Genomic DNA, 22,058 nt, shown 5'->3' with positions numbered 1-22,058 from the left:
GGGCCCTCCGGTCAAGCCGGAGGGCGACGGGGCGGTTTGAGCTGTGCGGCGTGCGCGGGTTCATCGCTGCCACAGGGGGAGGCCGCCGGTGAACCGCACCCGCATCATCGACCGCACCGGCGGCATCTTCCTCGTCATCGTGCTGGCGGCAGCGGTGCTGGTGCCGGCCTCCAACCTGCTGCTGTCGCCCACAAATCCGCTGCACGTGCCGGATTACATGATCCCGCTCCTGGGCAAATATCTCAGCTACGCCTTGCTGGCGGTGGCGGTGGATCTGGTGTGGGGCTATTGCGGCGTGCTCTCCCTGGGGCACGGCGCCTTCTTCGCCCTCGGCGGCTATGCCATGGGCATGTATCTGATGCGCCAGATCGGCCCGCGCGGGGTCTATGGCAATCCCGTTCTGCCGGATTTCATGGTGTTCCTGAACTATAAGGAACTGCCCTGGTTCTGGCTGGGGTTCGACTGGTTTCCCTTCGCCGCGCTCATGGTGCTGCTGGTGCCGGGGCTGCTCGCCTTCGTGTTCGGCTGGTTCGCCTTCCGCTCGCGGGTGACGGGGGTCTATCTCTCCATCATCACCCAGGCCATGACGTTCGCGCTGATGCTGGCCTTTTTCCGCAACGACATGGGCTTCGGCGGCAACAACGGCCTCACCGATTTCAAGGACATCCTGGGCTTTTCCATCCAGGCGCCGCAGACGCGGCTGGTGCTGTTCGTGGCCTCGGCGCTGGCTTTGGCGCTGGGCTATCTGACCTGCCGGGCGCTCGTCACCTCCAAATACGGCAAGGTGCTGGTGGCGGTGCGCGATGCGGAAAGCCGCACGCGGTTCCTCGGCTACCGGGTGGAGAATTACAAGCTGCTCGCCTGGACCCTCTCGGCCATGCTGGCCGGCGTGGCCGGGGCGCTCTATGTGCCGCAGGTGGGCATTATCAACCCGTCGGAATTCGCCCCCGCCCAGTCCATCGAAATGGTGATCTGGGTGGCGGTGGGCGGGCGCGGCACGCTGGTGGGGGCGGCGCTCGGCGCGCTCATCGTCAATGCGGGCAAGACCTGGTTCACCGGCGTTTTGCCCGATGCCTGGCTGTTCGCCCTCGGCGCCCTGTTCGTGGTGGTCACCTTGTTCCTGCCCAAGGGGGTTCTGGGCCTCGGTGCCCAGATCTCCGGCCGGCTGCGGCGCCGGCCACCCGTGCCGGTGGAGAGCACGCCATGAGTGAGATCGCCTCCGATGCGGTGAAATCTCCCGGCGCCATCTCCCTGGAGGTGGACGATGCCGTGTTCGCCGTCGATCATCCCGTGCGCGATCCGCAGGCGCTCACCTCGGCGCTGCTCTATCTCGATGCCATCACCGTCTCGTTCGACGGTTTCCGCGCGCTCAACGCTCTGTCGCTGGTGATCGGCGACAGGGAGATGCGGGCCATCATCGGCCCCAACGGCGCCGGCAAGACCACCATGATGGATGTCATCACCGGCAAGACCCGGCCCAATACGGGCACCGCTTTGTTCGCCGGCATCAACGATCTGACGACCCTCGACGAAGCGGCCATCGCCCAGCTCGGCATCGGCCGCAAGTTCCAGACCCCCACCGTGTTCGACATGCACACGGTGGAAGACAATATCCTGTTGGCGGTGAAGGCCGACCGGCGCGCCCTCGCCAACATCCGCTGGCATCGCACCGCCCATGAGAGCGCGCGGGTGGACGAGCTTCTGGAGCGGGTGCGTCTGAAGGATCATCGCTTCCGCCGCGCCGGCGATCTCTCCCATGGGCAGAAGCAGTGGCTGGAAATCGGCATGCTGCTGGCGCAGGAGCCGCGCCTGCTGCTGGTGGACGAGCCCGCCGCCGGCATGACCGACCAGGAAACGGCGGATACGGCGGTGCTGCTGAAGGAGATCGCCAAGACCCGCTCGGTGGTGGTGGTGGAGCACGACATGCAGTTTGTGCGCGACCTCGACGTGAAGGTGACGGTGCTGCACGAAGGCTCCGTCCTGGCCGAGGGCCCCCTCGACCAGGTGAGCGCCGATCCCCGCGTTATCGAAGTCTATCTGGGACGGTGAGCCATGGTCGCGCCGCTCTCTGTTTGCTGTCGCCAGCTTGGCCCGCTCGATCCCGCCGGTTTCCGCTTGCGCCCGGCCGCTCCCTCTCCCGCCTGCGGGGGAGGGCCGGGGAGGGGGCTGGAGGCTGTGGGTTCAGGCGCAGCTTGGTACTCGGGCGCCAGCGCTCCCGGCCGACCGGTGCGGCGGTCCGAAAGCGCCGCTTTCCCCCTCCCAACCCTCCCCCGCAGGCGGGAGAGGGCTTGCGGTGGCTGTGGCGATGGCCGCCTGGTCCGCCTGCGATCGCGGGGGCGATTTGCAGTGGCAGGGGCCATCTGCCCCGTTCCTCCCTCTCCCGCTTGCGGGGGAGGGCCGGGGAGGGGGCTGGACGCTGTGGGTTCAGGCGCAGCTTGGCGCTCGGGCGCCAGCGCTCCCGGCCGACCGGTGCGGCGGGCCGAAAGCGCTGCTTTCCCCCTCCCAACCCTCCCCCGCAGGCGGGAGAGGGCTTGCGGTGGCTGTGGCGATGGCCGCCTGGTCCGCCTGCGATCGCGGGGGCGATTTGCAGTGGCAGGGGCCGCCGGCTCGCACCCTCCCGCTCGCGGCGGCTGGAGGGGCGAGACGGCTTTGATGTTCGGATCCGATACCCGCCGGGAGCGCGTTGCATGCTGAAGGTGGAGAATCTCGATCTCTATTATGGCGCCGCCTACACCTTGAAGAAGGTGTCGCTCAGCGCCGAGGCGGGGAAGGTCACCTGCGTTCTGGGGCGCAACGGGGTGGGCAAGACCTCGCTGCTGCGGGCCATCATGGGGCAACGGTCCATCGCCTCCGGTTCCATCACCCTCAGCGGCGAGGAAATCTCCCGCCTCTCCACGCCGGATCGCGCGGCCCGGGGCATCGGCTTCGTGCCGCAGGGGCGGGAGGTGTTTCCGCTATTGTCGGTGAAGGAGAATCTGGAAACCGGCTATGCCCGCCTGGCGGCCAAGGACAAATATGTGCCCGACGAGGTGTTCGAGCTGTTTCCGGTGCTGAACTCCATGCTGAGGCGGCGCGGCGGCGATCTGTCCGGCGGCCAGCAGCAGCAGCTCGCCATCGGCCGGGCGCTGGTGACGCGGCCCCGCCTGCTGCTTCTGGACGAGCCCACCGAGGGCATCCAGCCCTCCATCATCAAGGACATCGGCCGCGCCATCTCCTATCTGCGCGACAAGGGCGACATGGCCATCGTGCTGGTGGAGCAGTATTTCGAGTTCGCCCGCGAGCTGGCCGACAGCTTCATTCTGATGGACCGCGGCGAGGTGGTGGCCGCGGGCGACCGCCGCGGCCTCGATGGTGACGATGTGCGCCGGCTGATGGCGATCTGATGCCGCAGCGCGGAACCTTGCCGTCCAAAGGGCGTTGAAGGGGCAGGCGCTCATCCGGGCGCGCAGTCCCGCGTTTCCAGTTCCGCGTTTCCAGTCCTGCGTGCCCCTTGGCGCTGACCCTTGCGTTCATCTCTGGAAGGAGGTTTTCCCATGGCTGTCGTGCGCTCGCTGACGAAGGCGACCCCCGCCCTTGCCACCCCCACGGATCTCGCCCCCGCTGACGTGGCCAAGGTGGCACAAGCTCTCAACAAGGTGCTGGCCGATGCCTTCGTGCTGCATCTGAAGACCAAGAATTTCCACTGGCACGTCTCGGGCAAGCATTTCCGCGACTATCATCTGATGCTCGACGAACAGGCGGAGAGCATCGCCGCCACCTTCGATCCCCTGGCCGAGCGGGTGCGCAAGCTGGGGGCGCCTACGATCCATTCCTATGGGGAGATCCTGAAGCTCACTTCGCTCAAGGAGAACGAAGCCGGCTTCACCACGCCCCAAGCCATGTTCGAGGAGCTGATGGCGGACAACAAGGCGGTCATCAAGACCATCCGCGCCGCCCACGCGGTGTGCGATGCCGCCGACGACATTGCCACCGCCGGCCTGCTCGAACAATATGTGGACGAAGCCGAGAAGCGTCTGTGGTTCCTGTTCGAGACGAACCAGAATCGCGACAGCAGCGCCGCCTGATCCGCACCCGGCGGGCCGGTGGCGCCGGAGTTGAATGAATGATCCGTGCCACTGCCATTGTCCGCCGTCCCGCCGTCCGCGACGAAAAGGTCGCGGACGCGGTCACCCTCGATCACCGCGCCCGCCAGGGCCGCCGCTTCGCCTTCACCACCGAGGGTGGCCTCGCCATCGCGCTGGAGCTCGAGAAGGCGGTGGCGCTCGATGACGGCGATGCGGTGAAGCTGGAGGATGGCCGGCTCGTGCGCGTGCGCGCCGCCGCCGAGGCGCTGATGGAGGTGACAAGCCCCAATCCGGCCCGGCTCCTGAAGGCGGCGTGGCAGCTGGGCCAGCGGCACCTGCCCACGGAGAGCACCGAGACCGCGCTCTATGTCCCCGCCGACGGCGCCCTGATGGAGACCCTGCGCGGCCTCGGCGTGAGCGCGACGCCGGTGACCCGCCCGTTCCGTCCCGACAAGGCCACCCTGGAGGCCGCCGGCGCCGGGCATCACCATGGGCACGAGCATCATGGGCATGAGCATCATGAGCATGAGCACCCGGCCCATGAGCACCCGGCCCATGAGCACCCCGCCCATGAGCACCCCGCCCATGAACACTCGGCCCATGAGCACGCGCATCATGGCCACGACCATCACCATCATGAGGATGGCCATCACGGCCACGCGCATCATGCTGCGGAGGCGGCTCCCGTGAAGGTGTCACCGGAGCATGTGCCGTCACCGGAGCATGTGCATGGGCCCGACTGCGGGCACGCTCATGATCACGCCCACGCGCATGATCATGGCCATAAGCATGAGCATCACGAACATGAGCATTCCGGGCATGTGCATGGCCCGGGCTGCGGCCACACGCACCGCTGAGGCCGGGGCGCGCGGTCCACGCGCCCCGGCCTCCGGGCGTGTCGGTCTGGCCGGTTCAGCGCTCGCCCTTGCAGGCCGTCTCGAACTGGGCGAGGGCCGCCTTGGCGCCGGTGAGGGCGACCTGCTGGCGGGCGCCTTTCACCTCGATGGTGAGCAGGCCGCTGCCTTTCAGCAGCGCCTTCACGTCGGCCATCCGGGCCGGCGCCTCCACATCCACATGGGTGTTCTCGTCATGGCCGATGGCCTTGCCGGCGAACGTCTTCTTCACGCCGGAGCCGGACAGTACCAGGCGGGCGGCGGATTCCCGCTCCAGCCCCTTGGAGCCGATCATGCTCTGCACGGTCACGCCCTCCGCGCCCGGCTTGCAGAGGAAGAAGACCATGACCTCCTCGCTCTCGGGCACGCCGAACACCAGCGCGGCGTGGTCGCTGCCGTCCTGGGTGTGCCAGGTCATCTTCTCCTGCGCCGCGGCCGGCAGGGTGAGGGCCATCAGCAGCGCGACACCGGCGGCGGCGCGGCCGGCGCGCCGCAGGCGGGGGGCAAGTGGGCGCAGGGCAAGTGGGCGCAAGGCAATAGCGCGCAAGGCAAGGGGGTGGAAGGGGCGACGCATGGATGCAGGCTCCAGTGAGACCGCGCCGATCAGGGCCGGTGCGCGGGACAGAAACAGCAGGTCGCGCGCCGCCGCCGGTTCATTTGCGGCCGAGGCAGGCGCGGCGGAAATCCACCACCTTGGCCTTGGCGCCGGCCAAGGGAAACGCGGTGTTGGAGCCGGGCAGGCGCACGGTGAGGATGTCGCCATCGGCGAACAGGTCCAGCACCCGGTCTTCCAAGGCCACCGCGGCCTCCGCCACCACCTGGCCGTCGGTGGCGCCACGGAAGGCGGACGCGGCCAGCTCCAGCCGCCTTTTGCCCACCTGCAGCGCCACCGCCACCCCGTCGCCGGAGCGAATCTTGGCGGATGTCACCTCCACCGTGAACTGCAGCAGCCCGGCGCTGGGCTGGCAGGCCACCGCGAACACGGGGTCGGCCGCGCCGGGCGCACCATAGCGCAGCACCAGCGTGTCGTCGGCCCGGGCCAGCACCCAGACGCGATTGTCCTTGGGGGTGGTGGCGCGTTGGCTCGCCGGTTCCCGCGCCGCTCCGGCGGGTAGAGCGCCGAGGCCGAGGCTGCCTGCGACCAGCCCCGCCAGCAGGCCCATGGTCCTGGTCGCGCGGGCGCGGCCGCCGCCGGGCGGAATGGGCGTTCGAGACGCGGCAGGATGGTCCGGTGCGGTGCGCCGGCATGGTCGCGTGGTGTGGTTGCCGGTCTGCGCCCCGATCGACTGCTGCATCATTCCCCATCCCGGCCCGCCATCCACGACGTGTCCGCGCGGCGCAGACAACTTTGCCGCGACCTGGGCGCATTCCGCCGGGAACTGCAGCGCTTGTCAATTTGCGTCGCTCGACACCTTCGCATATCACGGCCCTCGCCGGCTTGCGACGCGCCGTGGCACGGCTTGACGTCGCGGGGGCGCCCCAGCTTCCGCGCCGGCGGACGGGAGCCGGACGGGGACACAGAAGGCGCGGGTGATGCGCATCGATCGATTGTTGGTGGAACGCGGGCTGTTCGAGAGCCGGGCGCGGGCCCAGGCCGCCGTGGCCGCCGGGCTGGTGCGCGTGGACGGGGTGGTGGTGGCCAAGGCCTCCGCAGAGGTGGACGCGCAGGCGCGGATCGAGGCGGCGCCGGTGCATGATTATGTCTCGCGCGGCGCGCTGAAGCTCAATGCGGCGCTGGAGGCCTTCGCCCTCGATCCCTCAGGCCTCCGGGCGCTCGATGTGGGCGCCTCCACCGGCGGCTTCACCGAGGCGCTGCTGCGGGCCGGTGCCGCTTATGTGGTGGCGGTGGATGTGGGACGGGACCAGTTCCACGCCCGCCTGCGCGGCCATGGGGCGGTCACCCTCATGGAGGGCACCGACATCCGCAGCCTCGATGCGGCGGCCATCGGCGGGCTGGTGGATCTGGTGGTGGTGGATGTGTCCTTCATCTCTCTGAAGCAGGTGCTGCCGGCGGCGCTGGCGCTCGCCGCCCCGCGGGCGCGGCTGGTGGCGCTGGTGAAGCCGCAGTTCGAGGCCGGTCGCGAGGCGCTGAAAAAGGGCATCGTGCGCGACGACGCGGTGCGCGAGCAGGTGTGCACGGACATCGCAGCCACGGTGGCGGCGCTGGGCTGGCGCGTCACCGGGCGGATCGCCTCGCCCATCACCGGCGGTGACGGCAATGTGGAATTTCTGTTGGGAGCGGAACGAGCGTGAGTGACGCGGTGCTGGAACTGGACGTGCGGCGCGTGGGCGCCCAGGGCGATGGCGTCGCGGAGGGGCCGTCCGGCCCGGTGTTCGTGCCCTATGGCCTGCCCGGGGATCGGGTGCGGGCCGAGGTGGCGGGCGAGCGCGGCCGCATCGTCGCGCTGATGCAGCCGAGCCCGGAGCGGGTGGAGGCGGAATGCACCCATTTCGGCCGCTGCGGCGGCTGCCTGCTGCAGCACTGGTCGCTCGCCCCCTACCTCGCCTGGAAGCGCACCCTGGTGGAGGAGGCGCTGAAGCGCGAGGGGCTGGAGGCGGACATTCTGCCGGTGGTGGATGCCCATGGCGCCGGCCGGCGGCGGGTGATCTTCCATGCCCGCCAATATGGCACGCGCACCGTGGTGGGCTTCGCCGAGCGCAAGTCCCACGCCATGGTGGCGCTCGATGCCTGCCCGGTGCTGGCGCCGAGCCTCGCCCGGGCGCTGCCTGCGGCGCAGGCGGTGGCGGCGGCCTTGGCCCCGCGCAAGAAGCCGCTGGATCTGCAGGTGATCGCCACCGACACCGGCCTCGACATGGATGTGCGCGGCTCGGGCCCGCTGCCGCCGGCGCTGCTGGGCGCGGTGGCGGAGCTGGCGGAGCGCTTCAATCTCGCCCGGCTCACCCGCCATGGCGAGCTGGTTCTCCAGCGGGCGGCGCCGGTGCTGGCCATGGGCGCGGCCCGGGTGGCGCTGCCGCCCGCCGCCTTCCTGCAGGCCACCGCCGAGGGCGAGGCGGTGCTCAGCGCCGCCGTGGTGAAGGCCACCGAAGGTGCCCGCACGGTGGCGGATCTGTTCTGCGGCGTCGGCACTTTCGCGCTCAGGCTGGCGGATCGCGCCCGGGTGCATGGGGTGGAGAGCAATGCCGCGGCGGTGGCGGCGATGATGCAGGCGAGCCATGCCCCCGGCCTGAAGACGGTGAGCGGCGAGGCCCGGGACCTGTTCCGCCGCCCTTTGATGGCGCAGGAGCTGGCGGCCTTCGAGGCGGTGGTGATCGATCCGCCGCGCCAGGGGGCGGAGGCCCAGGCTCATGAGTTGGCCCACCGCACGCCCGCGTCCAAGCTGGAGCGGCTGGTCTATGTTTCCTGCAACGTGGCCACCTTCGCCCGCGATGCCCGCACCCTGGTGGCGGGCGGCTGGCGGCTGGCGGCTGGGGCCGGTGATGCCGGTGGACCAGTTCCGCTTTTCGCCCCATGTGGAGCTGGTGGCCGGCTTCACGCGCTGAGCTTCTAAAAATCAGAAATATTCTGTAATATATTTCTACATGCCGATTTTGTGTGGATTTTGCCGGGATGGGCGTGTAGGTCAAGTGAAATCGCGGCGGGGTGGGTCGCGGCATGAAGGAGCAACCGGGTCGATGTCGTCCGAGCGTATGACGCATCTGAAGCGTCTGGAGGCCGAGTCCATCTTCATCATGCGGGAGGTGGCGTCCGAGTTCCGCAATCCGGTGATGCTCTATTCCATCGGCAAGGATTCGGCGGTGATGCTGCATCTGGCGGTGAAGGCCTTCTATCCCTCGCGCCCGCCGTTCCCGCTGATGCACATCGACACCACCTGGAAGTTCCGCGAGATGATCGCCTTTCGCGATCGCATGGCCAAGGAACTGGGCTTCGAGCTGATCGTCCACACCAATCAGGAGGGGCTCAAGCAGGGCATCAACCCGTTCGAGCACGGCTCCTCCCTTTATACCCATGTGATGAAGACCGAGGCCCTGAAGGAGGCGCTCACCGCCCACGGCTTCGATGCGGCCTTCGGCGGCGCCCGCCGCGACGAGGAGAAGAGCCGCGCCAAGGAGCGCGTGTTCTCCTTCCGCACCGCCAACCACGGTTGGGACCCCAAGACCCAGCGGCCGGAACTGTGGAACCTCTACAACACCCGGGTGAAGGGCGGCGAGAGCATCCGCGTGTTCCCGCTCTCCAACTGGACCGAGCTCGACATCTGGCAATATATCCTGGCCGAGCGCATCCCCATCGTGCCGCTGTATTTCGCCGCCGATCGGCCAGTGGTGGAGCGGGGCGGCCAGCTCATCATGGTGGATGACGAGCGCCTGCCGCTCGCCCCCGGCGAACAGCCGCAGATGAAGCACATCCGCTTCCGCACGCTGGGCTGCTACCCGCTCACCGCGGCGGTGGAGAGCGACGCCGACACCCTGGAAAAGATCGTGCGCGAGATGCTCACCGCCCGCACCTCCGAGCGCGCCGGCCGGCTCATCGACCATGACGAGGCCGCCTCCATGGAGAAGAAGAAGCGGGAGGGCTATTTCTGATGACCGCCAAGCCCGATATTCAGCCCGATATCCAGGCCGATTTTTCCGCCTATCTCACCGCCCAGGAGCACAAGAGCCTGCTGCGCTTCCTCACCTGCGGTAGCGTGGATGATGGCAAGAGCACCCTCATCGGCCGGCTGCTCTACGACACCAAGCTGTTGTTCGAGGACCAGCTCGCCACCCTCTCCTCGGATTCCCGCAAGCACGGCACGGTGGGGGACGACCTCGATTTCGCTCTGCTGGTGGATGGCCTCGCCGCCGAGCGCGAGCAGGGCATCACCATCGACGTGGCCTATCGCTTCTTCGCCACCGATAAGCGCAAATTCATCGTCGCCGACACGCCCGGGCACGAGCAGTACACCCGCAACATGGCGACGGGGGCCTCCAACTCCGATCTGGCGGTGATCCTGGTGGATGCCCGCCAGGGCATCCTCACCCAGACCCGGCGCCACTCCTATATCGTCAAGCTGCTGGGCCTGAAGCACGTGGTGCTGGCGGTCAACAAGATCGACCTCGTCGATTTCTCGCAGGAGCGGTTCGACGCCATCGTGGCCGAGTATGCCGCATTCGCGGCCGATTTCGGCTTCGAGACCCTGGTCCCCATTCCGCTCTCCGCCCGCTTCGGCGACAATGTCATCACCCGCAGCGCCAACACGCCCTGGTATTCCGGCCCCAGCCTGCTGGAGCATCTGGAGGCGGTGGAGGTGGCGAGCAACGCGTTGGCGCGCCCGTTCCGCATGCCGGTGCAGTGGGTGAACCGGCCGAACCTCGATTTCCGCGGCTTCTCCGGCACCATCGTGTCGGGCCTGGTGCGGCCGGGGGATGCGGTGGTGGTGGCCGGCTCGGGCGCCACCAGCCGCATCCGATCCATCGTCACCAAGGACGGGGACCTCGCGGAGGCCGGCGCCGGCGAGGCGGTGACCCTGACCCTCACCGATGAGGTGGACGTCTCCCGCGGCGACGTGCTGGCGGCCGCCGCCGACCGGCCGGAGGTGTCGGACCAGTTTGCCGCCCACCTCATCTGGATGCATGACGAGCCGCTGCTGCCGGGCCGGCCCTATCTCATCAAGATGGGCACCCGCACGGTGGGCGCGCAGATCACCGAGATCAAGCACAAGCTGGACGTGAACACCTTCCAGCGCCTTGCCGCCAAGACCCTCGGCCTCAACGAGGTGGCGGTGGTGAATATCGCTACCCACGATCCCATCGCCTTCGATCCGTTCGCCGACGTGCCGGAGACCGGCGCCTTCATCGTCATCGACCGCATGAGCAACCTCACGGTCGGCGCCGGCATGGTGGATTTCGGCTTGAGGCGCGCCACCAACGTGCATTGGCAGGCGCTCAACGTCTCCAAGGACAGCCGCGCCGCCATGAAGGGGCAGAAGCCCGTGGTGCTGTGGTTCACCGGCCTCTCCGGTGCCGGCAAGTCCACGGTGGCGAACCTGGTCGAGAAGAAGCTCAATGCCGAGGGCCGGCATACCTACATGCTGGATGGCGACAATGTGCGCCACGGCCTCAACCGCGACCTCGGCTTCACCGACGCCGACCGGGTGGAGAACATCCGCCGGGTGGCGGAAGTGGCCCGCCTGTTCGTGGATGCCGGCCTCATCACTCTGGTCTCGTTCATCTCGCCGTTCCGCGCCGAGCGTCAGATGGCCCGCGAGCTGATGGGCGCGGGCGAGTTCGTCGAGATCTTCATGGATACCCCCCTGGCGGTGGCCGAAAGCCGCGACGTGAAGGGGCTCTACAAGCGGGCGCGGGCCGGGCAGATCAAGAATTTCACCGGCATCGACAGCCCCTATGAGGCGCCCGAGGCCGCCGAGATCCGCCTGGAGGCCGGCGCCACCGCGCCCGAGGCCATGGCCGACCAGATCATCGCCTATCTCAAGGCTGGCGGCTATCTGGGCTGAGGCGCCGCGCGTCATCTGCCCTCCCCGTAGCGCGTCCACGGGGAGGTCTTCCGCAGCGGGATGGTTCTCGCTGATGGACCTCCCGCATTTTCTTCACGCGAACCGGTGGCCAGCGCGCTCGAAAATGCTTTAGAGGGAGCCATGAGCCGATCGCCCGCCCAGACGCCAGCCGCTGCGCCAGCCGCTCCGCCACCCGATGCCGCGCCCGAGACGGGGAAACCGTTCTGGCGCACCACGCCTCTGGCGGCCATGAGCACCGAGCAATGGGAGAGCCTGTGCGACGGCTGCGGCCGCTGCTGCCTGGTGAAGCTCGAGGACGAGGATTCCGGCGCCATCGCTTATACGGATGTGGCCTGCCGCCTGTTCGACAGGGACAGCTGCCGCTGCGCCGATTATGCCCACCGCTCCGAACAGGTGGCCGATTGCGTGCGGCTGACGCCGGAAGCGGTGGCGAGCCTCTCCTGGCTGCCGCCCACCTGCGCCTATCGGCTGCTGGACGAGGGCAAGGACCTGCCGTTCTGGCACCCTCTGGTGTCCGGTGATCCGGACAGCGTGCGGGCGGCGGGCATTTCGGTGGCCGGCAAGGTGGCGGGGCTGGAGGATGAGTTCGGCCTGTTCGAGCTGGTGGACCACCTCGCCACCTGGCCGGTGCGCTGGCCGAAGGGGGCCAAAGGCCCGGCGAAGGGGCCGGCCAACCCGAAACCCCGCGCCCGGCGGCGCTGAGGGGTCAGCGGAACGGCGGCACCCGGCCGAGGGCGTTCAGCAGATAGGCGTACATGGCATAGTTCGGCGCCCACAGGCTCACCAGCACCGAGGCCACCGCCGAGCCGATGAACAGGAAGGTGCGCCGCTGGCCGGCACTGCCCTGCGTGCGCACGGCGGCGGGCACTTCCATGCGATGCAGGGGCAGCGAAAGCAGGCCGAGGCCCGCCATGTTGAAGGCATAGACCCAGACCGCAAGGGGCAGGTGCCCATAGCGTCCCACCAGTGCCGATGAGAACGGCACCATGGTGACGAACAGCAGGAACCACAGCCACACCTGCAGCGCCCGCCCGGAGACCGCCTCGGTATCGTGGCGGATGGCGATGGTGGCGCGCCATTCCGCCGCCAGCACGAAGAACGAGATCACATAGGCCACCGCCTGGGGCGTGAGGCGGGTGAGCTGCTGCGCCAGCTCGGCGGAGGTGGTGACGGCGAGCCCCTCCGGCAGGCGGATGTCCACCACCAGCAGGGTCATGGCAAAGGCGAAGATGCCGTCGCACAGGGCATCCACGCGGGCTTTGGGGAACGGGCGCATGCAGGCCTCACGGCAGGCGGACGCGCCATTGTAGCGGGGTTTCCAGCCTGCCGGCAAAGGGGGGCGAGTCCCTTGGCATGGGGCGATGCGCGGTTTTTGATCGTGATCAAGGTTTGGGCGATGGCCTGCGTCTAGTCTCGAAAACGGAGGATCTCCGCCCTCCGCGCGGCGCCGATTGCGTGGCCGGAACCGCACCGAAGGCGGGCCTTCTTTGATCCGGCCTGCCCCTGGCGGCCCCTTTGTTCATCAAGGAGCTTTCCATGTCCGAAGTTGCCCAGACCGCCGAGAGCGTTCTCATTCACGTGCGCTTCCAGCCCAACGCGGAAGTGTGGACCATCGACAGCTGCCCGGACGGCGTGAGCCCGAAGGCGTGGTACGAGCGCCTGCTGGCCGGCGCTTCCACCTATTACCAGGCGCTGTCCAACGGCCGCGGCTTCTTCCGCATCCCGGCTTCGACCTACGCCGCGATCACCGCGCACTGAGCGCCAAAAGGTTCCCTATTTTTCTGGCGCGTGCCGCACTTCGGCGCGCGCCTTTTCTTTTGCGATTTCAATTTTGGCCCGCGCCAAAGCGCCGACCGGCCTCGATGGTGAGGCCGATGCCCACCGAGCCGAAGGTGTCGCCCTCCACCACCCGGGCGCCGGGCAGGGCCGCGGTGATGGCCGCGCGCACATGGGCGAGGCGGGTGGAGCCGCCGGTGAGGAACAGGGCGTCGATGCGCTCGCGGCCAAGGCTGGCGGTCTTCAAGAGGGAATCGATGCGTGCGGCGATGCGGTGCGCCAGCTCGGCGGTGGTGCCGGTGAGCTCGGCCTGGCTCACCCCCAGGGCCCGGCCCGCCTCCATCCAGTCCAGCGGGATCTCCACATGAGGGGTCTCGGCGAGGCCGATCTTGGCCGCCTCCACCGCCCCGGCCAGAGCATGGCCGCGCCGCTCCTCGATCACCTGTTCCAGCCGTTCCAGCCGCTCCGGCTCCCGCGCCTCCCGCTTCACCTCACGGATCTCGCGGGCGATCTTGGGCTCGTAGATGCGGTTGATGGAGTGCCAGCTGGCGAGATCGTGGAAATAGGAGGAGGGCACGTCCAGATTGGCGCGCTTCATGGGGCTGCCGAAGCCCAGCAGCGGCATCAGCGTCTTCAGGCTCAGCACCCGGTCGAAATCGGTGCCGCCGATGCGCACGCCGTCATTGGCCAGGATGTCGTCGGCCCGCTCCACCTGCCGGCGCCGCTCGGGGCTGATGCGCACGATGGAGAAGTCGGAGGTGCCACCGCCGATGTCGGCGATCAGCGCCAGTTCCTCGTGGCTGATCTGCTGCTCGTAATCGAGGGCGGCGGCGATGGGCTCGTATTGGAACGCGATGTGGGAGAAGCCCACTTCGGTGGCGATCTGGCGCAAGGTGTCCTCGGCCTTGCGGTCGCCCTCGGGGTCGGCATCCACGAAATGCACCGGGCGGCCGTGCACGACGGCATCAAGCGGGCGGCCGGCGGTGGCTTCGGCGCGGCGTTTCACCTCCGCCAGAAAGGCGGTGATCACCTTGCGGAAGGGCGCCCGCTCGCGGCCCACCAGGGTGGTCTCGTCGATGAGGGCGCTGCCGAGCACGGACTTGAGCCCGCGCATGAGCCGGCCCTCCACCCCTTCCACATAAGCGTCGATGGCGGCGCGGCCGATGCGGGTGAGGCCGTCGGCGCCGAAGAACACGGCGCTCGGAACGGTCACGTGGCGCCCTTCCAGCGGGCACAGGGCGGGCGCGCCCTGGGCCAGGGTGCCCAGCGTGGTGTTGGAGGTGCCGAAATCCAGGCCGCAGGGGCCGCCGCTGGGAGTCATGGGCGTGTGTTCGCGTCTTTCTCGAGGGCCGGGGTTCTTGGGCGACTTCGCCGGCGAATGCAAGCCCGGCGCGGCCACGGCAGCCATGCGGGTGGCGCGGTCGCGATGCCGATCATCGTGTCGCAGTGCATCGCCGCATCACGGCCACGCTTCCCGCTCCCGCACCGCCACGTTCTCGGCTATGGTCCTCGATACCATGGATGAATTGTCCGCCCACCTGCGTCACCTCCACGATGAGAGCCCGCTACTTGTGGCGGTTTTCGACGGCGCCGATCGCTTACGCTACGCCAACCCGGCGTACCGGCAGGCCTATGCGGTCGCGGAGGGGGAAAGCCCCACCTGGGCCGAGCTGATGCGGCGGAATGCGCTGGCCGGGCGCGGCCTGGTCATCGACGCGCCGGACATGGATGTCTGGCTCACATCGGCCTTCTCCCGCCGGGGCAAGACCCCCTACCGCACCGTCGAGGCCAAGCTGCATGACGGGCGCTGGCTGCTGATGGCCGAAACCGTCTCCGCCAGCGGCTGGATGCTGTGCGTCGGCACCGACATCACCGAGATGCGGGCGGATGCGCGCGCCGTGCGACGGGATAGGGATGCAGCCATCCGCGCCGCCCATACGGACGACCTCACCGGCGTCGCCAACCGCCGCTTCGTCACCGCCCGGGTGGAGGACATGCTGGCCCGCTCGGGCCTGGCCCTGGGCCTTGGCACGCCCGGCTGCCTGGCCGTGCTCGACCTCGACAATTTCAAATATATCAACGACCGCTACGGCCATCAGGCGGGCGACGCGGTGCTGCGGGATTTCGCCCGCCGCATCAACGTCCAGGTGCGCCGCTCGGACTGCTTCGGCCGGGTGGGGGGTGAGGAATTCGTTCTCGTCCTGCCGGATACGGCGCTGGACGAGGCCGCCCTCATCGTCGAGCGCATGCTGGGGCTGGTGCGCACCGCCCGGCCGCTCGAGGACCGGCCGGATTTCGCCTATACCTTCTCGGCCGGTGTCGCCATGGCCCGTTCGGGCGACACATTCTCCGAACTCTATGGACGCGCCGACAAGGCGCTCTACGCCGCCAAGATGGACGGTCGCAACCGGGTGCGGCTGGAGGAGGCCCCGGCCCCGCCGCTCAGGATGGCCGAAAAAGGAATTTAGTCCTTGACAGCGGTGCGCTGCCAGGGTAGGTTTCTGTCATGTTCGAGAGTTGCGCCTGGCGCGACGGGCTCGGCCACCGCTTCCCAGCTTCGGAATTGCCCATGTCTCCCACACCGCCGCGTCGGCAGGCGCCCGCGACGGCGGGCTTGGCACGTCAGCTCTATGCCGAGGGCCTGCCCATCGCCGAGATCTGCGCCCGCACCGGCCTCTCCACCGGCGTCGCCTATCACTGGATCGACCGCGAGGTGGGTCCCGATGGTGCGGTGGCGCTGAAGCCCCAGGCCCGGCGTGCCCGCAACAGCTTTCAGATCCGCCCGGAGGAGACCCCGCGCGGCCGCCTGCTGGCGCGGCTGTGGCGCACCGCCGAGCGGCAGGTGGCGGAGATCGAGGCGCGCATGCACCACGCCGCCGAGGGGGAGGGGCCGCCGCGCCCCTCCGCCGATGGCGAGAAGGATGCCCGCGCCCTCGCCCTCATCGCCCGCACCCTGCGGGAGCTGGCCGCCGCCGAGGATGCGGCGGACAAGGCCGCCCGCGACACCCCCGCCCAGCCTGCGAAGGACGCCGATGACACCGTGCGCGATCTCGACGAGTTCCGCCGCGAGCTTGCGCGCCGTCTTGAGCGCCTGCGCGCGGAACCCGAGGACGATCCCCCGCCTGCTGGCTGAGATGAGCGAGGCGGAGGCCCGCCGGCTCGTCACCGACTGGGCCCTGTGGGCCCGGCCCGACCAATTGCCGCCGGAGCTGGCGCAGGGCGGCGGCGCCTGGAGCACCTGGCTGGTGCTGGGTGGGCGCGGCGCCGGCAAGACCCGCGCCGGCGCCGAATGGGTGCGCGGCCTCGCCCTCGGCCGCTCGCCGTTCGCCGACGCGCCGGTGGGGCGCATCGCCCTGGTAGCGGAAACCATGGCCGATGTGCGCGAGGTGATGGTGGAGGGCGTCTCCGGCCTCCTCGCCGTGCACGACACGGGTGAGCGGCCCCGCTGGGAGCCCTCCCGGCGCCGCCTCGAATGGCCCAATGGCGCGGTGGCGCAGGGCTTTTCTTCGGAGGATCCGGAAAGCCTGCGCGGTCCCCAGTTCGGCGCCGCCTGGTGCGATGAGCTGGCCAAATGGAAGCGGGCGGATGCCACTTTCGACATGCTGCAGTTCGGCCTGAGGCTCGGCACGCGGCCCTGCCAGATGGTGACCACCACGCCGCGCTCTACGCCCCTTTTGAAGCGGCTGTTGGCCCATCCCGGCACCGCCGTGTCGCGGGCGCGCACCGCCGACAACGCCTTCAACCTCGCCCCCGGCTTCCTGGCGCAGATGCTGGACCGCTACGGCGGCACCCGGCTCGGCCGCCAGGAGCTGGAGGGCGAGATCATCGAGGACCGGCCGGATTCCCTCTGGTCCCGCCCCGCTCTGGAGGCGGCGCGGGAAGCGGGTGCGCCGCCGCTGCGGCGGATCGTGGTGGCGGTGGATCCACCCGCTTCTTCCCGCGCCGGGGCCGATGCCTGCGGCCTGGTGTGTGCCGGCATCGACGGGGCGGGGGTGGTGCATGTGCTGGCGGATGAGAGCGCCGGCGGCCTGCGCCCGGCCCAGTGGGCGGCGCGGGCCATCGCTCTGTTCCATCGCTTTTCCGCCGACACGGTGGTGGCGGAGGTGAACCAGGGCGGTGAGATGGTGCGTGCCGTGCTGGCGGAGGTGGATGCCGATGTGCCGGTGGCAGCGGTGCGGGCGACCCGCGGCAAATATGTGCGCGCCGAGCCGGTGGCCGCCCTTTACGAGCAGGGCCGGGTGCGCCACGCCGGCCGCTTTCCCGAGCTCGAGGACGAACTCTGCGATTTCGGCACGGATGGTCTCTCCGGCGGCCATTCGCCCGATCGGCTCGATGCTTTGGTGTGGGCGGTGACGGCCCTGGCCCTCGGCCCCCGCGCCGGCGCGCCCCGGGTGAGGGAGCTTTAGGCGCCTTTCAACACTCAGCGCGCGCGGCTTGGCCCGTGCGCCGCACCCCTGCGTTCCCCGCAGCGCTGCTCCCTCTCCCGCTTGCGGGGGAGGGCTGGGGAGGGGGCAAACGCTGGAAGGACGGGCCGCGGTCTCGAAAATCCGGAAAGACCTAAAACTCAAGTGTCTGTGCCGCTGATGCGGTCCCGGCCCCCTCCCTCACCCTCCCCCGCAAGCGGGAGAGGGAACGCGCATTTCGACAGGCCGTTTCTCTTGAATGTTGAGCGGTCCCCTGCGCCCTCAGCTTGCCGGGCGCACGGTGATGTCGAGCCCGGCGGGGATCTCCACCTGCACGCACAGGCCGGTGACGCTCTGGCCCGGCGCCAGGTCCGGCCACGCCTTGGAGCGCTTGATGTCGGCGCCGAGGCAGCCCCGTTCGCTGCGGTAATAGCCGATGACCTTTTGCGACACCTCGCTCGACAGATAGGGCGGGGCGACGGGGTAAGGCCAAGGGCCGACTGAGACCGGCTGAATGATGGTCGTGGACGTGATGACGAGAACCAGAGCGTAGAGCATGGCGCCCTCCCGGTTTCCCCACGTTTTTCCCCCACGCCCGGCATTCTACGCCTCTCCCGGCTGTTGCGAAATGCCTGCCGCGTGCCGGGTGGCCAAGCTGTTCCGTTCTCACATGAGTTTCATCCTCGCATCTGGAGCCGCTGATGTTTGCTTCGCTTCTCGCGCCATTCCGCGCCTCCGGGGCGCCCGCCGAGGCCAAGGCGAGCCGCACCGCGGCGCTGGTCGCCCTGCTCACCACCGGCCGGCCGCGCTGGACGCCGCGGGACTATGCCTCCCTCGCCCGCGAGGGCTTCACCCGCAACGCCATCGCCTATCGCGCCGTGCGCATGATCGGCGAGGCGGCGGCGACTATTCCCTGGGTGCTGATGGAGGCGGGGCGCGAGCACGATACCCACCCGCTGCTCGATCTCCTGAACCGGCCCAACCCGCGCCTCACCCGCTCGGGGCTGTTGGAGGCCATGGCCTGCCATCTGCTGGTGGCCGGCAATGCCTATGTGGAGGCGGTGGCGGTGGAGGGGCAGCTGCGCGAACTGCACGTGCTGCGGCCCGATCGCATGCGGGTGGTGCCGGGGCCCGATGGCTGGCCGGAAGCCTATGACTACACCCTGTGCGGGCGCACCCTGCGCATTTCCCAGGCGAGCGTGGTGGAGGGCGCGGAGGTTCCGGCCATCCTCCACCTCACCGCCTTCAACCCGCTGGATGACCATTACGGCTTTCCCCCGCTGGAAGCGGCGGCCCAGGCCCTCGACCTGCACAATGCCGCCAGCGCCTGGAACAAGGCGCTGATCGACAATGCGGCGCGGCCCTCCGGCGCACTGGTCTATGGCGGGGCGGGCTCGCTCACCGAGGAGCAGTTCGAGCGGCTGAAGGGGGAATTGGAAGCCTCCTTCCAGGGCGCCACCAATGCCGGCCGGCCGCTGCTGCTGGAAGGGGGGCTGGACTGGCGGCCCCTGTCCCTCTCCCCGAAGGACATGGATTTCGAGGCCGCCCGCAACGGCGCCGCCCGCGAGATCGCCCTGGCGGTGGGGGTGCCGCCCATGCTGCTGGGCATTCCCGGCGACAACACCTATGCCAATTATGCCGAGGCCAACCGCGCCCTGTGGCGCCAGAGCGTGGTGCCCCTCATGCGCCGCATGGCGGAGGGGCTCGCCACCTGGCTCGGCCCGGCCTACGGCCCCGCCCTGGAGCTGGTGCCCGACCTCGACCAGGTGGAAGCCCTCTCCGCCGAACGCACCGAACTCTGGTCCCGCATCGCCACCGCCGACTACCTCACCGACGCCGAGAAGCGCGCGGCGGTGGGGTGGGGGTGAGGAGGCTTTGGGCTCACGCCCGCTGCGTTGGGAATGTCGCATGGATTTTCATATGTCATCCGTGCGTCTGCGAGATGGCCGCAGCCTTTGCATCTCGGCTGAGGCCATCCGTGTTCCCATCTTTGCTTTCGCATGCGGCGCTTTCTTTCTAACTTAGAATTTCTGCGCTGTTGTCAAAGTAATATCAGTGAAAATGGTATGAATATTTTAAGAAAATTGCAAATTTGTTATTTATACAAAGTTATTTATTTAATTCATTTGCGATATCTGAAAGCATAAAAGATACACTTGATCCATCTTCTGAGTATTTATTTAGTAATTTTTGTGCTATAATTTTAATTTTTGAAATGTCGTTGTCCGATAGTTTCAATTCTGGAAAGCTTGGTAAGGAGATTGTATTCCTTTCAGTCGCAAAATTAATCGTTTTTCCGCGATGGCATTCAATAATATATATTCCGGAAAATTTTGATTTTCCGTTCTTGACGTAAAAATCAAGTATATAATCATCTGGATAAAACTCTTTCGTCCATCCTTCATATTGAGCGAATTGAGAAAGCGTTGAATTTTCGTTTATTAGGGCTGTTGCCTCCTTTTTCCCTTCCTTGCTGATGCCGGCAGACCAAAGGGCGACGCGCACCCTGCGCCATGAGGGATGGTCCGGTGCTTGGGCATAGGCTTGAAGAAGATCTCCACAGAGAGCCACTCCTGGAGCTGCTGCGCGGGATCTGTAGTCCCACAGGGATTGCGCCAAGCTCAGGTCATGGTCGGTGATGATCCGCGCCTCATCCAGGCGCCGATTGAACCAGTCTTCAATTTCCTGGAGCAATCTTCGATCAGAGATAAGGATGTTGGCTTCAGCCCAGCTCCGAGCCACATTGCCTTCGACGGCGAGCCCATTCGCAGATGCGTTCGATGAGCCGACGATAGCGCGATCGGGTGTCCAATAGACCTTCGCGTGCAGACGCGGGTGGGAGTGAACGCGTGCTGGTGGCAAGGTGCTCATGATTGATTTCAGCGCGGCTGGGTTACAGCCGCCGGAATCAAGATTGCAAATGAGTTTTACATCGAGGTTCGTTCGACCGATATCGAGTTGCTCAAGTGCTCCCTGCCCCCAGAAGGCGACTGCAATTTTCGCCTCCCTCGCTGCGGCCAGCATCGACTTAATCTCTTTGAGGACAGCCTTCTCGTCCAAGAAGCGCATGGCGCTTGTGTCTGTCATCGGCGGTGCTCCGGGTGAAATCTCAGTAGACTCAGCTACGTGATGCGCAGGGCCTTATGCGAGCATCATACAACCTTTCGGTGTCGTTTGGCCCGAGCTTGAGTGTGCAAGGCGGTGGGTGGCGGGCCAGCGGAATCGCGGTGACCCGCTTCGATCGCCCATGCCGCATCCAGCATAGGGAGCGGCTTTTGTCGGGTTGGTGCTCTATGACGCTGATCTTAGGAGCCTACCTCATGTCGGCCCGTCGGTTGAGCGGTTGGGTTAATCGACGCTGGCGGTAATACCGACTAGGATCGAAACCCAATCATGGGGTTGAGGAGGGGCGGTTTTCCTGATTCACAGGGGCATGGATCACGGGAGGCGGCGTATGGCATTGTTCTGGTTGTCGGATGCGGCGTGGGCGGCGATCGAACCGCATCTGCCGAAAAACCAACCCGGTGCGCGGCGTGTTGATGACCGGCGGGTGATCTCCGGCATCCTGCACGTCCTCAAGGTCGGCTGCCGCTGGTGCGATTGTCCGGCCGACTACGGGCCATCGACGACGGTCTACAATCGCTTCAATCGCTGGTCTCGCCGGGGCTTCTGGCTCCAGTTGCTCGACGCGCTGGTGGAGGCCGGTGCGGTCACGAAAAGCACAGCAATCGACAGCACCTACATCAAGGCGCAGCGCGCGGCATTCGGGGCAAAAGGGGGCGGACAGCGCAGGCGATCGGCCGCTCGCGTGGCGGCTGGACAACCAAGATCCACGCGCTCACCGACGTCATCGGCCGTCCCTACGCGCTGATGCTGACACCCGGAAACGTGAGCGACATGAAGGCCGCCCCCGAGCTTCTCGAACGGGCCGGGCCCATGCGTTACCTGCTGGGCGACAAGGGCTACGATGCCGACCGCTTACGCCACCTGGCTCGCGAAGCGGGCGCCACGCCCGTCATACCGGGCCGTCGCAACCGCAAACGTACCATCCGATATGACGAAGCGCGCTACCGGGGCCGCCATCTGATCGAGAATGCCTTCTGTCGCCTCAAGGACTTTCGGCGCGTCCACACCCGCTACGACAAACTCGCTGTCAACTTCCTCTCAGCCGTAGCGCTCGCCACCGCCGTCGCCTTCTGGCTCTGATCGAGTCTCAGCCCTAGTCAGAGCCTTCACTCCTCCATCTTGCTGCTCCCCCGGCTGGGCCGCGTCCCCCATCGCCCTTAGCTTGGCACTCCGCATCGGCGCGTTCGTCGCGTATGTCGGCTATCTGCGACCGTCCGCGCCTCGCTAGTGATCCCGACAGCATCCTGGAGCACAGAGTAGAGGCTTATTCATAGCTCCCGTCTCCGCAACAGTCTTGTCATGGATTCTATTTAATATTCTAAT

20 protein-coding genes and 2 pseudogenes are annotated in these 22,058 nt (G+C 67.7%); 16 read left to right on the top strand and 6 right to left on the bottom strand.

What is annotated here, in order from left to right; translation table 11 throughout:
* Positions 1–88 precede the first annotated feature (88 nt).
* From urtC to ACU4E7_RS01095, 5 genes are all read left to right on the top strand, one after another.
* Positions 89–1,207: an urea ABC transporter permease subunit UrtC gene (gene urtC, locus ACU4E7_RS01115; RefSeq protein WP_447020323.1), complete on the top strand. Its 1,119-nt coding sequence runs from the start codon at positions 89–91 to the stop codon at positions 1,205–1,207.
* Positions 1,204–2,049, top strand: coding sequence for an urea ABC transporter ATP-binding protein UrtD (gene urtD / locus ACU4E7_RS01110; protein WP_447020322.1), 846 nt, complete (start codon positions 1,204–1,206; stop codon positions 2,047–2,049). The genes urtC and urtD overlap by 4 nt, the downstream gene beginning before the upstream one ends.
* 638 nt (positions 2,050–2,687) lie before the next feature.
* Complete coding sequence (gene urtE, locus ACU4E7_RS01105) at positions 2,688–3,383, top strand: urea ABC transporter ATP-binding subunit UrtE (protein WP_447020321.1); 696 nt, start codon at positions 2,688–2,690, stop codon at positions 3,381–3,383.
* A 150-nt stretch (positions 3,384–3,533) separates the two neighbouring features.
* Entirely contained in the window at positions 3,534–4,064 is a 531-nt protein-coding gene (locus ACU4E7_RS01100) for a Dps family protein (RefSeq protein WP_238120772.1), read from the top strand.
* A 38-nt stretch (positions 4,065–4,102) separates the two neighbouring features.
* Positions 4,103–4,921, top strand: coding sequence for an urease accessory protein UreE (locus ACU4E7_RS01095; protein ID WP_447020320.1), 819 nt, complete (start codon positions 4,103–4,105; stop codon positions 4,919–4,921).
* A 55-nt stretch (positions 4,922–4,976) separates the two neighbouring features.
* Here the strand turns inward: ACU4E7_RS01095 and ACU4E7_RS01090 are convergent, their stop codons facing one another.
* Together ACU4E7_RS01090 and ACU4E7_RS01085 are read right to left on the bottom strand one after the other, a co-directional pair.
* Positions 4,977–5,531 (bottom strand): hypothetical protein, encoded by a 555-nt coding sequence (locus ACU4E7_RS01090; protein ID WP_447020319.1) that lies wholly within the window; start codon positions 5,529–5,531, stop codon positions 4,977–4,979.
* 79 nt (positions 5,532–5,610) lie between these two features.
* A complete protein-coding gene (locus ACU4E7_RS01085; RefSeq protein WP_447020318.1) occupies positions 5,611–6,255 on the bottom strand; it encodes a hypothetical protein in 645 nt (214 codons plus the stop codon).
* Between the two features lie 235 nt (positions 6,256–6,490).
* Between ACU4E7_RS01085 and ACU4E7_RS01080 the strand changes: the two genes are divergently transcribed.
* The 5 genes and pseudogenes from ACU4E7_RS01080 to ACU4E7_RS01060 all read left to right on the top strand — a co-directional run bounded on the left by ACU4E7_RS01080 (position 6,491) and on the right by ACU4E7_RS01060 (position 12,132).
* Entirely contained in the window at positions 6,491–7,210 is a 720-nt protein-coding gene (locus ACU4E7_RS01080; protein WP_447020317.1) for a TlyA family RNA methyltransferase, read from the top strand.
* Positions 7,183–8,458: pseudogene (locus ACU4E7_RS01075) on the top strand (class I SAM-dependent RNA methyltransferase). Before ACU4E7_RS01080 ends, ACU4E7_RS01075 begins: the two are co-directional and overlap by 28 nt.
* 132 nt (positions 8,459–8,590) lie before the next feature.
* A complete protein-coding gene (gene cysD / locus ACU4E7_RS01070; RefSeq protein ID WP_238120777.1) occupies positions 8,591–9,499 on the top strand; it encodes a sulfate adenylyltransferase subunit CysD in 909 nt (302 codons plus the stop codon).
* Positions 9,499–11,409, top strand: a complete 1,911-nt coding sequence (gene cysN / locus ACU4E7_RS01065) for a sulfate adenylyltransferase subunit CysN (protein WP_447020316.1) — start codon at positions 9,499–9,501, stop codon at positions 11,407–11,409. The genes cysD and cysN overlap by 1 nt, the downstream gene beginning before the upstream one ends.
* A gap of 141 nt (positions 11,410–11,550) precedes the next feature.
* Complete coding sequence (locus ACU4E7_RS01060; protein WP_443266098.1) at positions 11,551–12,132, top strand: YcgN family cysteine cluster protein; 582 nt, start codon at positions 11,551–11,553, stop codon at positions 12,130–12,132.
* Between the two features lie 4 nt (positions 12,133–12,136).
* Here ACU4E7_RS01060 and ACU4E7_RS01055 read toward each other — a convergent pair whose 3' ends face one another.
* Positions 12,137–12,706, bottom strand: a complete 570-nt coding sequence (locus ACU4E7_RS01055) for a TMEM175 family protein (RefSeq protein WP_238120779.1) — start codon at positions 12,704–12,706, stop codon at positions 12,137–12,139.
* Positions 12,707–12,966: 260 nt separating this feature from the next.
* Here ACU4E7_RS01055 and ACU4E7_RS01050 point away from each other — a divergent pair, with 260 nt between their 5' ends.
* Complete coding sequence (locus ACU4E7_RS01050; RefSeq protein ID WP_447020315.1) at positions 12,967–13,188, top strand: hypothetical protein; 222 nt, start codon at positions 12,967–12,969, stop codon at positions 13,186–13,188.
* Between the two features lie 67 nt (positions 13,189–13,255).
* On the opposite strand, the gene ACU4E7_RS01045 is transcribed toward ACU4E7_RS01050, so the two are convergent.
* Positions 13,256–14,527, bottom strand: a complete 1,272-nt coding sequence (locus ACU4E7_RS01045) for an Hsp70 family protein (protein ID WP_447020314.1) — start codon at positions 14,525–14,527, stop codon at positions 13,256–13,258.
* 196 nt (positions 14,528–14,723) lie between these two features.
* Between ACU4E7_RS01045 and ACU4E7_RS01040 the strand changes: the two genes are divergently transcribed.
* The 3 genes from ACU4E7_RS01040 (at position 14,724) to ACU4E7_RS01030 (ending at position 17,612) form a co-directional block, all read left to right on the top strand.
* Positions 14,724–15,674 (top strand): diguanylate cyclase, encoded by a 951-nt coding sequence (locus ACU4E7_RS01040; RefSeq protein WP_447021695.1) that lies wholly within the window; start codon positions 14,724–14,726, stop codon positions 15,672–15,674.
* 101 nt (positions 15,675–15,775) lie between these two features.
* The gene (locus ACU4E7_RS01035) at positions 15,776–16,339 is read left to right on the top strand and encodes a helix-turn-helix domain-containing protein (protein WP_447020313.1); all 564 of its coding nucleotides are present in this window, start codon (positions 15,776–15,778) and stop codon (positions 16,337–16,339) included.
* Between the two features lies 1 nt (position 16,340).
* Positions 16,341–17,612: a DNA-packaging protein gene (locus ACU4E7_RS01030; protein ID WP_447020312.1), complete on the top strand. Its 1,272-nt coding sequence runs from the start codon at positions 16,341–16,343 to the stop codon at positions 17,610–17,612.
* Between the two features lie 279 nt (positions 17,613–17,891).
* Here ACU4E7_RS01030 and ACU4E7_RS01025 read toward each other — a convergent pair whose 3' ends face one another.
* Positions 17,892–18,167: a hypothetical protein gene (locus tag ACU4E7_RS01025; protein WP_238120784.1), complete on the bottom strand. Its 276-nt coding sequence runs from the start codon at positions 18,165–18,167 to the stop codon at positions 17,892–17,894.
* A gap of 143 nt (positions 18,168–18,310) precedes the next feature.
* On the opposite strand from ACU4E7_RS01025, the gene ACU4E7_RS01020 reads away from it, so the two are divergent.
* Entirely contained in the window at positions 18,311–19,477 is a 1,167-nt protein-coding gene (locus ACU4E7_RS01020; RefSeq protein WP_447020311.1) for a phage portal protein, read from the top strand.
* A gap of 241 nt (positions 19,478–19,718) precedes the next feature.
* On the opposite strand, the gene ACU4E7_RS01015 is transcribed toward ACU4E7_RS01020, so the two are convergent.
* A complete protein-coding gene (locus ACU4E7_RS01015; protein ID WP_447020310.1) occupies positions 19,719–20,696 on the bottom strand; it encodes a phospholipase D family protein in 978 nt (325 codons plus the stop codon).
* A gap of 346 nt (positions 20,697–21,042) precedes the next feature.
* On the opposite strand from ACU4E7_RS01015, the pseudogene ACU4E7_RS01010 reads away from it, so the two are divergent.
* Positions 21,043–21,815: pseudogene (locus ACU4E7_RS01010) on the top strand (IS5 family transposase).
* The last annotated feature ends 243 nt before the right edge of the window (positions 21,816–22,058 follow it).

The sequence above is a fragment of the Xanthobacter sp. ZOL 2024 genome (assembly GCF_052932325.1).
The sequence above is the reverse complement of the archived record's forward strand: the minus strand, read 5'-3'. Positions and strand labels throughout refer to the sequence as shown.